At 65.2% G+C, this 14,309-nt stretch carries 13 protein-coding genes; 9 read left to right on the top strand and 4 right to left on the bottom strand.

What is annotated here, in order from left to right; all coding sequences use genetic code 11:
* Positions 1-64 precede the first annotated feature (64 nt).
* The 3 genes from B0E46_RS07580 to B0E46_RS07590 form a co-directional block, all read right to left on the bottom strand.
* Positions 65-1,270: an acetyl-CoA C-acyltransferase gene (locus B0E46_RS07580; protein WP_077555162.1), complete on the bottom strand. Its 1,206-nt coding sequence runs from the start codon at positions 1,268-1,270 to the stop codon at positions 65-67.
* A gap of 151 nt (positions 1,271-1,421) precedes the next feature.
* Complete coding sequence (locus B0E46_RS07585) at positions 1,422-3,809, bottom strand: 3-hydroxyacyl-CoA dehydrogenase/enoyl-CoA hydratase family protein (RefSeq protein ID WP_077555163.1); 2,388 nt, start codon at positions 3,807-3,809, stop codon at positions 1,422-1,424.
* 76 nt (positions 3,810-3,885) lie between these two features.
* Complete coding sequence (locus B0E46_RS07590; protein ID WP_077555164.1) at positions 3,886-4,512, bottom strand: TetR/AcrR family transcriptional regulator; 627 nt, start codon at positions 4,510-4,512, stop codon at positions 3,886-3,888.
* A 223-nt stretch (positions 4,513-4,735) separates the two neighbouring features.
* Here B0E46_RS07590 and ndk point away from each other — a divergent pair, with 223 nt between their 5' ends.
* The 8 genes from ndk (at position 4,736) to moeB (ending at position 12,757) form a co-directional block, all read left to right on the top strand.
* Positions 4,736-5,161: a nucleoside-diphosphate kinase gene (gene ndk, locus B0E46_RS07595; RefSeq protein ID WP_077555165.1), complete on the top strand. Its 426-nt coding sequence runs from the start codon at positions 4,736-4,738 to the stop codon at positions 5,159-5,161.
* Positions 5,162-5,188: 27 nt separating this feature from the next.
* Positions 5,189-6,322, top strand: a complete 1,134-nt coding sequence (rlmN, locus tag B0E46_RS07600; RefSeq protein ID WP_077555166.1) for a 23S rRNA (adenine(2503)-C(2))-methyltransferase RlmN — start codon at positions 5,189-5,191, stop codon at positions 6,320-6,322.
* The gene (gene pilW / locus B0E46_RS07605; protein WP_077555167.1) at positions 6,312-7,103 is read left to right on the top strand and encodes a type IV pilus biogenesis/stability protein PilW; all 792 of its coding nucleotides are present in this window, start codon (positions 6,312-6,314) and stop codon (positions 7,101-7,103) included. Before rlmN ends, pilW begins: the two co-directional genes overlap by 11 nt.
* A gap of 5 nt (positions 7,104-7,108) precedes the next feature.
* Positions 7,109-8,101: a RodZ domain-containing protein gene (locus tag B0E46_RS07610; RefSeq protein ID WP_343124467.1), complete on the top strand. Its 993-nt coding sequence runs from the start codon at positions 7,109-7,111 to the stop codon at positions 8,099-8,101.
* A 150-nt stretch (positions 8,102-8,251) separates the two neighbouring features.
* Positions 8,252-8,902 (top strand): tetratricopeptide repeat protein, encoded by a 651-nt coding sequence (locus B0E46_RS07615; RefSeq protein ID WP_077555169.1) that lies wholly within the window; start codon positions 8,252-8,254, stop codon positions 8,900-8,902.
* Positions 8,899-10,110 (top strand): outer membrane protein assembly factor BamB, encoded by a 1,212-nt coding sequence (gene bamB, locus B0E46_RS07620; protein ID WP_254425083.1) that lies wholly within the window; start codon positions 8,899-8,901, stop codon positions 10,108-10,110. The genes B0E46_RS07615 and bamB overlap by 4 nt, the downstream gene beginning before the upstream one ends.
* 35 nt (positions 10,111-10,145) lie before the next feature.
* Entirely contained in the window at positions 10,146-11,549 is a 1,404-nt protein-coding gene (gene der, locus B0E46_RS07625; protein ID WP_077555171.1) for a ribosome biogenesis GTPase Der, read from the top strand.
* A gap of 38 nt (positions 11,550-11,587) precedes the next feature.
* On the top strand, positions 11,588-12,757 hold the full coding sequence (gene moeB, locus B0E46_RS07630; RefSeq protein ID WP_077555172.1) for a molybdopterin-synthase adenylyltransferase MoeB: 1,170 nt from the start codon (positions 11,588-11,590) through the stop codon (positions 12,755-12,757).
* On the opposite strand, the gene B0E46_RS07635 is transcribed toward moeB, so the two are convergent.
* Complete coding sequence (locus tag B0E46_RS07635; protein ID WP_077555173.1) at positions 12,754-13,323, bottom strand: GNAT family protein; 570 nt, start codon at positions 13,321-13,323, stop codon at positions 12,754-12,756. The two genes, moeB and B0E46_RS07635, sit on opposite strands and share 4 nt — an antisense overlap.
* A 66-nt stretch (positions 13,324-13,389) precedes the next feature.
* Between B0E46_RS07635 and folD the strand changes: the two genes are divergently transcribed.
* Entirely contained in the window at positions 13,390-14,259 is an 870-nt protein-coding gene (folD, locus tag B0E46_RS07640; RefSeq protein WP_077555233.1) for a bifunctional methylenetetrahydrofolate dehydrogenase/methenyltetrahydrofolate cyclohydrolase FolD, read from the top strand.
* Positions 14,260-14,309 lie beyond the last annotated feature (50 nt).

The raw sequence follows: 14,309 nt of genomic DNA on the forward strand, positions 1-14,309 counted from the left end.
TGCTGTTGGTGAAGCGATTCCGGCCCTCGCCCCCCTTTTGTGGGGTTCGCCGGGATGACGAGATTTAGAGCGCCTCGAAAATCCCCGCCGCACCCATGCCCGTGCCGATGCACATCGTCACCATGCCGTACTTCTGCTTCCTGCGACGCATGCCGTGCACCAGCGTGGCGATGCGCACCGCGCCGGTGGCGCCGAGCGGATGGCCCAGCGCGATGGCGCCGCCGAGCGGGTTGACCTTGCTCGGGTCGAGCTTGAGGTCGCCCATCACGGCGAGGGCCTGGGCGGCGAACGCTTCGTTGAGTTCGATCCAGTCCAGCTGATCCTGGGTGATGCCGGTCTGCTTGAGGGCTTTGGGGATCGCTTCCTTCGGGCCGATGCCCATGATCTCCGGGCGCACGCCGGCGACGGAGAAGCCGACGAAGCGGGCCAGCGGCTGCAGGTTGTATTCCTTGATCGCCTTTTCGCTGGCGAGCAGCACGGCGCCGGCGCCGTCGGACATCTGCGAGGAGTTGCCGGCGGTGACGCTGCCGCCGAACTGCTGGTTGCGGAATACGGTCTTGAGCTTGCTGAGCACTTCGAGCGTGGTGCCGGCGCGCGGGCCTTCGTCGGCGCTGATGCTGCGGCTGTCGGTGACGATGCCGCGCGTGGCGAGGTTGGGGTAATGATCGTCCAGCGCGAACGGGCTGATCTCGTCGTTGAACTCGCCGGCCGCCTGGGCGGCCAGCGCGCGGCGATGGCTTTCCACCGCGAACGCGTCCTGCTGTTCGCGGCTGACCTTCCACTGCTTGGCCACGTTCTCGGCGGTGATGCCCATGCCGTAGGCGATGCCGATGTGTTCGTTGCTGAAGATCGCAGGGTTCATCGCGATCTTGTGGCCCATCATTGGCACCATGCTCATGCTCTCGGTGCCGCCGGCGAGCATCAGGTCGTCCTCGCCGAGGCGGATGCGGTCGGCCGCCATCGCCACGGCCTGCAGGCCGGACGAGCAGAAGCGGTTGATGGTGACGCCGGGCACGGTGTCGGGCAGGCCGGCCAGCAGCACGCCGATGCGCGCCACGTTCATGCCTTGCTCGGCCTCGGGCATGGCGCAGCCGATGATGGCGTCGCCGATGCGGTGCGGGTCGATGCCGGGGTATTGCGCCATCACGCTGCGGATCACGTGGGCGAGCATGTCGTCCGGACGGGTGTTGCGGAACACGCCGCGCGGCGCCTTGCCGACCGGGGTGCGGGTGGCGGCGACGATGTAGGCGTCTTGCACTTGCTTGGTCATGATGTTTGCTCCGTTGCGTCGCGCGGTTCGCGGCGACGCATGTGTTGTTTGATCGTCGTTCCGGCGAAAGCCGGAACCCAGTGCCTTGAGGATGGTTCGGAGTCGCTGGATCCCAGCTTTCGCTGGGATGACGGCTTTTGAGGGCGAGCCTTCAATTGCGCAGCGGTTTGCCGGTGGTCATGGTGTGGGCGATGCGGGCCTGGGTTTTCTCGGTCTGCGCCAGCTCCACGAAGTGCTTGCGCTCCAGCGCCAGCAGCCATTCCTCGTCGACCGTCGAGCCACGCTCGATCACACCGCCGCACAAGGTGTCGGCGATGCGCGTGGCGATGTCCACGTCGTGCTCGGAGGCGAAGTAGCCGGCCTGCAGGTTGGCCAGCGAGGCCTTGAACGTGGCGGTGCCGACGTCGCCGGCGACCGGAATCGCACGCGCCGGCAGCGGCGGACGGTAGCCGCTCTCGGCCAGGGCGTTCGCCACCTGCTTGGCCACGTAGAGCAGCTCGTAGGCGTTGAACACCACCACGTCGCTGTCGCGCAGCAGGCCCAGGTTCTTCGCTTCGAAGGCGCTGGCGGAGACCTTGGCCATCGCCACGGTCTCGAACACCTTCTTCAGTTCCTCGAACGGGTCGCCCGGGTTCGCTTTGGCGGCGCGCACTGCCAGTTCATGCAGGCCGCCACCGGCCGGCAGCAGGCCGACGCCGGCCTCGACCAGGCCGATGTAGCTTTCCAGCGCCGCCACGGTGCGTGCCGAATGCATCTGGAACTCGCAGCCGCCGCCGAACGCCATGCCGCGCACGGCGGACACCACCGGCACCAGCGAGTACTTGATCGCCATGCTGGTGCGCTGGAAGTTCTCCACCATCTTCTCGAAGTCGGCGATCCTGCCTTCCTTGAGCAGGCCGAGTGCGCCCTTGAGATCCGCACCGGCGGAGAACGGCTCGCCGGTCTGCCAGATCACCACGGCCTTGAGCTTTTCCTCGGCCAGCTTGATCGCGTGCTGCACGCCGTCGAGCACGAAGTCGTTGACCGTGTTCATCTTGGTCTTGAACGAGAGGATGCCGATGCCGTCGTCGCCCAGCGTCCACAGGCGCACGCCCTCGTTCTCCCACAGCGTGGTGCCCTGGTCGAACTTCTCGCCGATCAGCGGATCGGGGAACAGCTGGCGCTTGTACACCGGATGCTGCGAACGCGGCTTGTCGGCATGCGCGCTGGCCGAGTACGAGCCATCCTTGCCATGCACGCCGTTACGGCCATCGGTGACCCACGCCGGCAGGGGCGCCTTGCTCATCGCCTTGCCGGCAGCGATGTCTTCGTTGATCCAGCCGGCGATCTGCTGCCAGCCGGCGGCCTGCCAGGTCTCGAACGGGCCGAGCTTCCAGCCGTAGCCCCAGCGGATCGCGAAATCCACGTCGCGCGCGGTGTCGGCGATGTCGGCCAGGTGGTAGGCGGTGTAGTGGAACAGGTCACGGAAGCTCGCCCACAGGAACTGCGCCTGCGGGTCGCCGGAGGCGCGCAGCTTGCCGAACTTCTCGGCCGGATCCTTGATCGCCAGGATCGCGGCGACTTCGTCGGACGGCTTCTGCTCGGAGGCGCGGTAATCCTTGGCCGCCGGGTCGAGCACCACGATGTCCTTGCCCGCTTTCTTGTAGAAGCCGGCGCCGGTCTTCTGGCCCAGCGCACCCTGGTCGATCAGGCCCTGCAGCCACGCCGGCGCCTTGAAGTACTGGTGCCACGGGTCGTCCGGCAAGGTGTCGGCCATGGTCTTGATCACGTGCGCCATGGTGTCCAGGCCGACCACGTCGGCGGTGCGGTAGGTGGCGCTCTTCGGACGGCCCAGCGCCGGGCCGGTCAAGGCGTCGACGGTGTCGAAGCCGAGCTTGAACTGGTCGGTGTGGTACATCGCCGACAGCATCGAGAACACGCCGATGCGGTTGCCGATGAAGTTCGGGGTGTCCTTGGCGATCACCACGCCCTTGCCGACGGTGGTGACCAGGAAGGCTTCGAGGCCTTCGATCACGGCCGGGTCGGTGAGCTTGGTCGGGATCAGCTCGACCAGGTGCATGTAGCGCGGCGGGTTGAAGAAATGCACGCCGGTGAAGCGGTGGCGCATTTCTTCCGGCAGCGCCTCGGCGAGGCCGTTGATCGACAGGCCCGAGGTGTTGGAGGCAAGGATCGCGGTCGCCGACAGGTGCGGCGCGATCTTCTTGTACAAATCCAGCTTCCAGTCCATCCGCTCGGCGATCGCCTCGATCACCAGGTCGACATCCTTCAGATGCGCCATGTCCTCGTCGTAGTTCGCCGGGATGATCGCGGCGGCGAGGTTCTTGTCGGCCAGCGGGGCAGGCGAGAGCTTGGCGAGGTTGGCGATGGCCTGGAGCGCGATGCCGCTCTTCGGGCCGTCCTTCGCGGGCAGGTCGAACAGCACGGTTTCGACGCCGGCGTTGGTCAGGTGCGCGGCGATCTGCGCGCCCATGACGCCGGCGCCCAGCACGGCAGCCTTGCGGATGCGTAGCGCTGATTGAGTTGAGGATGCAGCGGTCATTGGCTTCTCCGAGGTACGAACACGAAACTTTGGATGGAATGGAACAGCACGGCCGTTGCCGGCCGGTGACACGAAACTAGGGGTGGCTCAGGCCGGCGACACTGAAGCGGATCAGGTGCTGGGCGGTCTGCTCGCGATGGGCGAGCTCGCTGACGTCGTGCTTGCGCTGGATCATGCCGAAGCCGGACATGGCATGGGTCAGCGCGCCGGTGACCAGGTCGATGCGCCAGTACAGCTCCTGCCGGCTCAGCTGCGGCAGCAGGCGGGCGAATTCGGCGGTGAACTGGCGCATCACGTGGCCGTAGTTTTCGGACAGGAACTGGCGCAGAGTGTCGTCGTGTTCGGCAAAGGCGCGTGCCAGCACGCGCATGAACAGCGAGCCGCTGTCCTCGTGCGACAGGTCCAGCGCCGGGCGGATATAGGCGGCCAGCACGTCTTCCAGGGTGGTCTCGGGGGCGCCGGCGATCTTCGCCAGGGCTTCCAGGCGGCGGGCGTTCAGCGCATCCAGGCGGCGGCGGAACACTTCCTCGACCAGTTTCTCCTTGGAGCCGAAGTGATAGTTGACGGCGGCCAGGTTGACCCCGGCGGCGGCGGTCAGCTGGCGCAGCGACGCGCCATCGAAGCCGCGTTGGGCGAACAGGAGCTCGGCGGCGCCGAGTATCCGATCCTTGGTCGAGCCGGAACTGTTCACGAGCAGGGTCATGCGTCGGTCATCGGGCTGGTTCAAACGATCGTTTGAGCATACGCGGAGAGCTCGACGGTCGTCAAACGATCGTTTGTTGCAAACGGCAGTGTCTTTGCGTATGAGGTAGAATCTGTCAAACTTTCGTGAGCTAAATCCGCAATCTTTGTCAGGTTTAGTCCTTCTGCCGGTCACGCCGGCCACGACCTTTTCCTATCCATCCGTTTTTCCGGAGCAGACCCGTATGGCGCTGGAGCGCACCCTTTCCATCATCAAGCCCGACGCCGTTGCCAAGAACGTCATCGGTGAAATCTACGCCCGTTTCGAGAAGGCTGGCCTGAAGGTCATCGCTGCCAAGATGAAGCAGCTGTCGCGCCAGGAAGCCGAAGGCTTCTACGCGGTGCATCGCGAGCGCCCGTTCTTCAACGCGCTGGTCGAGTTCATGATCTCCGGTCCGGTGATGATCACCGTGCTTGAAGGCGAGAATGCCGTGCTGGCTCATCGCGACCTGATGGGTACCACCAACCCGAAGGAAGCCGCGCCGGGCACGATCCGCGCCGACTTCGCCGATTCCATCGATGCCAATGCGGTGCATGGCTCCGATGCGATCGAGACCGCCAAGGTGGAGATTGCGTATTTCTTCGCCGCGACGGACGTGCTGTCGCGCTGAGCGATTCAATTGTTTGAGGCAAAAGTTGTGAACCAGGTTGCTGTGAATCCACCTGCCAAGGTCAATCTGCTCGATTTCGATCGCCGGGGCCTGCGTGATTTCTTCACGCAGATCGGCGAGAAGCCGTATCGCGCCGAGCAGGTGATGAAGTGGATCTACCACGACCTGGAAGACAACTTCGAAAACATGACCGACGTGGGCAAGGCGCTGCGCGCCAAGCTCACCGAGGTCTGCTACATCGGCGCGCCGAAGACCATGCTGGACAAGGCCGCCAACGACGGTACGCACAAGTGGTTGCTGGGCATGGACCAGGGCAACGCGGTCGAGACCGTGTACATCCCCGAGCCGACCCGCGGCACCTTGTGCGTGTCCTCGCAGATCGGTTGCGCGCTGAACTGCCAGTTCTGCTCGACCGGCGCGCAGGGCTTCAACCGCAACCTGTCCACCGCCGAGATCATCGGCCAGGTGTGGGTGGCGGCGAAGTACCTGGGCAACGTCACCCACCAGAACCGCCGCATCACCAACGTGGTGATGATGGGCATGGGCGAGCCGCTGGCCAATTTCGAGAACGTGGTGCGCGCGATGAGCCTGATGCGTGACGACCTCGGCTTCGGCCTGGCCGCCAAGCGCGTCACCCTGTCCACCGCCGGCATGGTGCCGCTGATCGACCAGCTGTCGGATGCGATCGACGTGTCGCTGGCGGTGTCGCTGCATGCGGCCAACGACGACCTGCGCACCGAGCTGGTGCCGCTGAACAAGCGCTATCCGATCGCCGAGCTGCTCGCTGCCTGCCAGCGCTGGGTCGCGCGCAAGCCGCGCACCTCGATCACCTTCGAGTACACCTTGATGAAGGGCGTCAACGACCAGCCCGAGCATGCCCGCCAGCTGATCAAGCTGATGCGCAAGCTGCCGACCTGCAAGGTCAACCTGATTCCGTTCAACCCTTTTCCCGGCACCCGCTTCGAGCGCTCGAACGCGAACGATATCCGCGACTTCCAGACGCAGCTGCTCAATGCCGGTGTGCTGACCATGTTGCGGCGTACCCGTGGTGACGATATCGACGCTGCCTGCGGCCAGCTGGCCGGGCAGGTGACCGATCGCACCCGCCGCAGCGCCGATATCCGCAAACGCCAGGACGAAGGAACCATCCATGCGATTTGAGCGCGCACTGATCTTAGCCTTGTTGCTGCCACTGGCCGGGTGCATCACCACGCACAGCGACAGCAACTCGCTGGGCAAGAACATTCCGCAGAGCAGCAAGGCCCAGCAGGCGATTGATGCGGCACGCGTGCACACCGAACTTGGCCAGCACTACATGGACAACGGTGACATGCAGACGGCGCTGGTGAAATTGAATGCGGCGCTCAAGTTCGATCCCAACTATGCGCCGGCACACACCGTGATCGCCGTGCTCTACCAGAAGATCAACAATCTTCCGGAAGCCGAGGTGCATTACCGCAAGGCGGTCGAGCTGGAGCCGACCAAGGGCGACCCGAACAACAACCTCGGCGTGTTCCTCTGCCATACCGGCAAGGTGGCCGAGGCCGACCAGTATTTCCGCAAGGCGGTCGCCGATCCGTTCTACCAGACACCCGATGTGGCGCTGACGAACGAGGGCGTATGCCAGTTGCAGGTGAATGACGTCGCCGGAGGCGAAGCGAGTTTTCGTGACGCCATCGCGCGAAATCCCCAGAATGGAGAGGCACTCTTCCAGCTGGCGAACACGCTTTACGTACATAATGATGCGTTCCGGGCACGGGCTTTCATCCAGCGTTTCGACGCGCTGGGCAAGCCGACGGCCGCATCGTTGAAGCTCGGCTACGATATCGAATCCCATTTGGGCAACCCGGACGGTGCCCAGGCCTATAACAAGCGGTTGCAGAGCCAGTTCCCGGATTCGGAACAGGCCCGCGCGCTCAACTCCTCTACTGCCAGCCCATGACTTCCATGCAGCCAACCCCGTCCGAACAGGGTTCGAGCGAGCCCGACCTGTTTGGCATCAACCTGATGAACATGGATGTGCCGTCTGCGGAATCCCACGCGGCGAGTTTTGGCAGTCGGTTGCGCGCGGCGCGTGAGGCCCGCGGACTGGATATCGAAGCGTGCGCACATACGCTGAAGCTGCCGGCCCGCGTGCTGCGCCAGCTCGAGCAGGGGACTTGCGCCGGTATCGACTCGAAGGTCTATCTGGCCAGCTACATCGGCAAATACGGCCGCTACCTCGGCATCAACGAGGCGTCGATCCAGCTCGAGATGGATCGCATCAAGCAGGTCGAGCCGACGCTGGTGGCCACCGGCGGCATTTCCCACTCGCGCTTCCTGCTGGATCGCTATGCGACCGCCGCCACCTACGTCGTGCTGACCGCGGTGATCGTGGTGCCGATGATCTGGCTCGGTGTGCGTGGCACGCTTGACCGCGACCTGAGCCACCTGGCGCCGCTGGATGCCGCACCGGTGGCGCAGCAGGATGCTCCGGCAACGACAGCCAGCACGACGCTCGCAAGCCTGACCCGCAACGTGATTCCGGCAGCGCCGCCGAAAGTGGTCGCGGCACCGGCGCAGCAGGATCAGCCGCTGATGGCTTCGATGGCGCCATTTCCGAATCTGGACAACAGCAGCGTGCCGTCATCACCGGCAGCGACCACGCCGGTGATGGACGCGGGAACCGGCAGCCATAGTGTGAGCCTGAATCTGACTGCGGCCAGCTGGGTCGAAGTGGTCGACGCTGACGGTACGCGACTTGAGTATGGCCTGCTGCCCGCGGGCAGCAACAAGGTCTATCACAGCGACAAGCCGCTGGACGTGCGCATCGGCAATGCCAGTGGCGCACAGGTCAGCATCGATGGCCAGTCGGTGGGGCTGGACGATTTCCGGCGTGCCAATGTGGCGCGTTTCCGTGTGCAGGTACAGGACGGCAAGGCCTCTGCAGCCAGCCTCTGAATTGCCGCCGCCACCGCTCCGGGCTATCCATTTCGGTTATGCTTGTCCATTGTCCGTTCGGGTTACGAACGGACATGATCGGCTTTTCCCTTTTATCGCGCTGGCCTATGCACGCGCCTGCGGGTGCGCGGCCCTCTGAATGGTGATTGCATGGCGTTTGAAGAATACGACAAGTACGAACAAAGCGAACTGGTTCAGAAGTGGCTGCGCGAGAATGGTCTGTCGATCGTCGTCGGTATCGCCATCGGCCTGGTCGGCATTTTCGGCTGGCAGCAGTGGAACAACCACCAGGCGCGCAACGAAGCTGAGGCCGCGCAGTTGTACAAGCAGGCGCAGATCGCGACGGCTTCCGGCAAGCCGGAGATCGCCGCGCAGCTTACCGATCAGTTGATGGCGGATCACGCCAAGTCGCCCTATGCCGTGTTTGCCGTCAGCGATCGCGCCAAGCAGCAGGTGCAGGATAAGCAGCTGGACAAGGCGGAAACCTCGCTGGCCTGGGCCGAGAGTCATGCCGACGCGCCGGCGCTGAAGTCGTTGACCCAGTTGCGCATCGCGCAGGTGGAACTGGCCCGCGGCAACGGTGCAGCGGCACTGGCCACGCTCGATCGCATGCCCGCCACCGACTATCAGGGGCTGGCACAGGAACTCCGTGGCGATGTGCTGGTCAAGCTTGGGCGTTCAGACGATGCGCGCAAGGCCTACCAAGCAGCCTTGACGGCGCTGGGCGAGGATGCACCGCAGCGCGGTGCCTTGCAGATGAAACTCGATGATTTGGCCGTGGCCGGGAAGCAGGGTGCATGAAACCTGAAATGATGAAACGCGTCTTGCTGATCTCTCTGACGTCACTGGTGGCGCTGGCCGGCTGCCATTCGTTCAAGAAGGAAAACGTCGAGCCGCCCACGCCGCTGGCCAAGGATTTCAAGCCGACGGTGCAGGTCTCCAAGTTGTGGAGCACCAGCATCGGCAAGGGCGCTGGCGACAGTGGCGCGCGCCTGCGCCCGACCGTGGTCGATGGCGTGCTCTACGCGGACAGTACGGACGGCAAGCTGGCGGCCATCGATGCCAACAGCGGCAAGACCTTGTGGTCGAAGAGCACACGCACCCAGGGCTGGTTCGGCTGGGGCGACAAGAAGCGCAAAGATGCGATGTACGCCGGTGGTCCTGCCGTCGATGGCGACCTGCTGGTGGTCGGCACGCTGGACGGCCACGTCTACGGCGTGAATGCAAAGGACGGCAGCCCGCGCTGGGATGCCGAGCTGGATTCCGAGGTGCTGGCGGCGCCGGCGATTTCGGGCGACCTGGTGCTGGCACGTACGGAAGACGGTCGTGTCTATGGCCTGGATCGGGCCGACGGCAAGCGCCGCTGGGTCTACGACCAGGGCAGCGTGCCGCTGCTGAGCCTGCGCGGCAACGGTGGCCTGCTGGCCGCCAACGGCGTGGTGTTCTTCGGCAGCGACGATGGCAAGCTGGTTGCCCTGCGCGAAGACAACGGTGCCAAGCTGTGGGAACAGAAACTCTCCAGCGGTGTGGGCCGTACCGACATCGAGCGGCTGGATGACGCCGATGGTTCGATCCTGCTCGATGGCAGCACGCTGTTTGCCGCGGCTTATCACGGCAACCTGCTGGCAGTGGATGGCCCCAGCGGCAGGCCGCTGTGGGGGCATCCGTTCTCCACCTTCGTTTCGTTGGCCCTCGCCGGCAACGCGCTGTATGGCGTCAACGACCAGTCGCAGGTATGGGCGTTCGACAAGAGCACCGGTGCCGACATCTGGAAGAACGATGCGCTGATGCATCGCTGGGTCACCGGCCCGGCCGTGCAGGGCAATTACGTGGTGGTCGGCGACCTGGAAGGTTACGTGCACTGGCTGCAGACCGGTGACGGCGCATTGGCCGCCCGCATGCGCCTGTCGAAAAAGGCGATCCACGCCCAGCCGCTGGTCGTGGGCGACACTGTTTACGTCGAGGACGTGAAGGGCCATATCGGCGCCTATCGTCTGTCGGCCCATTGATCGCTCAAGTCGATCGCAAGGAATCATGCTTTCTCATGCTGCCCGTCGTCGCCCTGGTCGGTCGTCCCAATGTCGGTAAGTCGACCCTCTTCAACGTACTGACGCGCAGCCGTGACGCCCTGGTGGCCGACATGCCGGGCGTCACCCGCGACCGCCATTATGGTGTGTGCCGTACTGGCGAGCGGCCCTTCGTGGTGGTCGATACCGGCGGCCTGTCCGGTGTCGAGGAGGCGATGGATGTGCTCACCGCGAAGCAGGTGCGCCTGGCCATCGAAGAGGCGAACGTGCTGGTGTTCGTGGTCGATGCACGCGATGGCCTGCTGCCGCAGGACTACGCCATCCTCAACGAGCTGCGGCGCAGCGGCAAGACCATCATCGCGGCGGTCAACAAGACCGACGGGCTGGAAGAAGAGGCCGTGCTGGCGGAGTTCTCCGCCTTCGGCGTCGGCAATATCCTGCCGCTATCCGCCGCACACAATCGCGGCACGAGCGATCTGATCGCGCTGATTCTGCCGCTGCTGCCGGCCGACGAGGAAAGCACGACCGAGGCGGACGGTGAGGACGGCAGCATCCGCGTCGCCATCGTCGGCCGTCCGAATGCCGGCAAGTCGACCCTGATCAATCGTCTGCTCGGCGAAGAGCGGCTCATCGTCTCCGACGTGGCCGGCACCACCCGCGATCCGATCCGGGTACCGCTGGAACGCGACGGCAAGCGCTATACGCTGATCGACACCGCCGGCATCCGGCGCAAGGCGCGGGTCGAGGAAGCCGTCGAGAAATTCAGCGTCATCAAGACGCTGCAGTCGATTGCCGCCGCCCAGGTGGTGGTGGTGATGATCGATGCCCGCGAGAATCTGGCCGACCAGGATCTCACCCTGATCGGTTACGCGATGGACGAGGGCAGGGCGCTGGTGATCGCCATCAACAAGTGGGACGGGCTGGACAAGTACCAGCGCGATGAATGCCAGCGTGCGCTGGATCGACGGCTGGTGTTCGTCGAGTGGGCCAAGCAGGTCTTCATCTCCGCACTGCACGGCTCGGGCATGAGCGAGCTGATGCGTGCGGTGGTGCGTGCGCATGCGGCGGCGACCAAGGTGCTGGTGTCCTCCGAGTTGACCAAGACGCTGGAAAAGGCCTACGAGAGCTACCAGCCGCCGTTGGTGAACGGGCATGCGCCGAAGCTGCGCTTCGCCCACCCGGGCGGCACCAACCCGCCGACCATCGTGATCCACGGCAGCCGCACCAAGCACATAGCGCCGGCCTACCAGCGCTATCTGGAAAACTTCTTCCGCAAGCGTTACCGGCTGGAAGGCACTCCGATCCGCATTGCGTTCCGCGAAAGCGAAAACCCGTATGCGGGGCGCAAGAAGGTGCTGACCAAGGAACAGCAGAAGAAGGCCCGGCGCAGGCTCAGCGACCTGATCAAGCGCACGCGCTGATTCGTCGGCGCCCACGCATCTCGTATTAGGCTACGCGCATGAGCGAGCCCTTGAATCGCGAATCCTGGCTGGACGAACTGCGCCGCCGCGTGCCGGAAATTTCCCCGGCCGAGGCATCGGCGCGGCAGGCCCGTGGCGCCCTGCTGATCGACGTGCGCGAAGACGCCGAACGTGTCGCCGGCACGCCGTCCCATGCGCTCGGCCTGTCGCGCGGCTTTCTCGAACTGCGCATCGAACAGCTGGAGGCGGATCGCGATCGCCCGCTGCTGGTGCTGTGCGGCAGCGGCCAGCGTTCGTTGCTCGCCGCCGAGGCCCTGCAGCGCATGGGCTATCGCCAGGTGTGCTCGGTGGCCGGCGGGTTCAATCGCTGGAAGGCGGATGGCCTGCCGATATCCGGCAGTGCGCTGGATGCGGATGCCACGGAACGCTACGCGCGCCAGTTGCGCCTGCCGCAGGTGGGCGAAGCCGGGCAGGCCAGACTGGCCGCGGCGAACGTAGTCCTGCTCGGTGCCGGCGGCCTCGGCGCTCCGGCAGCGCTGTATCTTGCGGCAGCCGGCGTGGGCCGGCTCACCCTGATCGACGACGACAAGGTCGAACGTTCCAATCTGCATCGCCAGGTCATCCACGCCGATGCCCGCGTCGGCATGGCCAAGACCGAATCGGCACGCATCGCGCTGCAGGCGCTCAATCCACGCATCCGTATCGAAACCCGCACCGAGCGGCTGCAGCCCGACAACGTGGAGCGGTTGCTGGCCGGTCATGATGTGCTGATCGACGGTGCCGACAATTTTCCTGCGCGTTACCTGCTGGCGGCGGCATCACTCCGGTTGAAGCTGCCGATGGTGTACGGCGCCGTCGAGCGTTTCACCGGGCAGCTCAGCGTATTCGATCCGCGTCGCGACGATTCGCCGTGTTACCGCTGCCTGTTCCCCGAACCACCGGCGGCCGCCGATGCGCCGAATTGCAGCGAGGCCGGCGTGCTCGGTGTATTGCCCGGCATCGTCGGATTGCTGCAGGCGACCGAGGCGTTGAAGTTGTTGCTTGGCCTGGGCGAGCCGCTGGTCGGCCGCGTACTGAGCGTCGATGCGCTCGGCATGCACTTCCGCGAGACACGCCTGCCGCGGGACCCGGCCTGTCCAGGTTGTGCGGTTGAGGCGCCCTTCGCGGGATACCAGCAGATCGCCGGGCTTTGTGCGGCGGCGGGTTAGCGCAGGTCGTCCGGCACCAGTGCATACACCGCCGCATCACGCGGCTGCTCTCGTACCCATAGACGATGGCGTGCGATTCCCTCGAACTTCGCTCCCAGCTTTTCGGCCGTACGCAGGCTCGGATGGTTGTCGGGCTGGATGATGACCTCGATCCGGATCAGGCCCAGCTGTTCGAATCCGAAACGCGCCACCAGCACCGCGGCAGCCGCGGCAATGCCTTCGCGTTGACGCGACTGGCGGATCCAGTAACCGAGATTGGCGCTGCGATGCAGCCGATCAGGCTGGTTGAGGCCGGTACCGCCCAGCAGTTCGCCGGTGGACGCATCGAAAATCGGGAACGCGAAATGTTCGCCCGTATGCCAGCCGGCTTGGCAGTGCTGCACCCAGGCAGTCGCGTCCTCATGTCCATACTCTGCATGACACCACGGCAACCATTGGCCGACACTTGCCACCGACTCGTGGACCGCGCGATACAGCTCGGCAGCATCCTGATCCTGCCACGGACGCAGGCGCAGCCGTCCGTCGGCAAGCTCCGGCGCGGGCAGGGGAGTCTCGGATGTGTCCATGCGAACCCGGGTTTGTGCGCACCAAGTGGAGCCGCGATAATGGGCAACTTCCTGCAAGGCATCAACATGAGCGCACGCATCCTCGACGGCAAACGCATCGCACAGGAGCTGTTGGAGCGGCTGCGCCTGCGCGTCGCCGACCGCGTGGCGCGCGGCCAGGCCGAGCCCGGCCTGGCGGTGGTACTGGTGGGCGACGACGCGGCGTCGTCGGTGTATGTGCGCAACAAGCGCAAGGCCTGCCACCAGGTCGGCTTTCGCTCGTTCGACTTCGACCTGCCGGCGGGCACCACGCAGGATGAGCTGTTCGCCCTGATCGATCGGCTGAATGCGGATCCGGCCGTGCACGGCATCCTGGTGCAGTCGCCGCTGCCGGAACATATCGACGAGGACGCACTGGTCGATCGCATCGATCCCGGCAAGGACGTGGACGGTTTCCAGGCGGTGAACGTGGGCCGCCTCGCGCTGCGCCGCTTCGGCCTGCGTCCATGCACGCCCAAGGGCGTGATGACCCTGCTGGGACACACCGATCGGCCGGTGCGTGGCCAGCATGCGGTGGTGGTCGGCGTCTCCAACCACGTCGGCCGTCCGCTGGTGCTGGAATTGATGATCGCCGGCTGCACCACCACGTGCTGCCATCGCTTCACCCGCGACCTGGAAAGCTTCGTGCGGCAGGCGGATATCCTGGTCGTGGCGGTCGGCAAGCCGGGGCTGGTCAAGGGCGAATGGATCAAGCCGGGCGCCGTGGTGATCGACGTGGGCATCAACCGCCTCGATGATGGCCGGCTGGTCGGTGACGTGGACTTCGACGCAGCGGCGGCCCACGCCAGCTGGATCACGCCGGTACCCGGCGGCGTCGGCCCGATGACGGTGGCTACCTTGATGGAAAACACGCTGGAGGCGGCCGACGCCCGCACCACGCTGCAAAAAATCGCCTGATTCACGGCCTGCATTCAGCTGTGGATCTGGCGAGCTTCATGGTCACGCGC

The sequence above is a fragment of the Rhodanobacter sp. B04 genome, from assembly GCF_002001125.1.
Taxonomy (GTDB): domain Bacteria; phylum Pseudomonadota; class Gammaproteobacteria; order Xanthomonadales; family Rhodanobacteraceae; genus Rhodanobacter.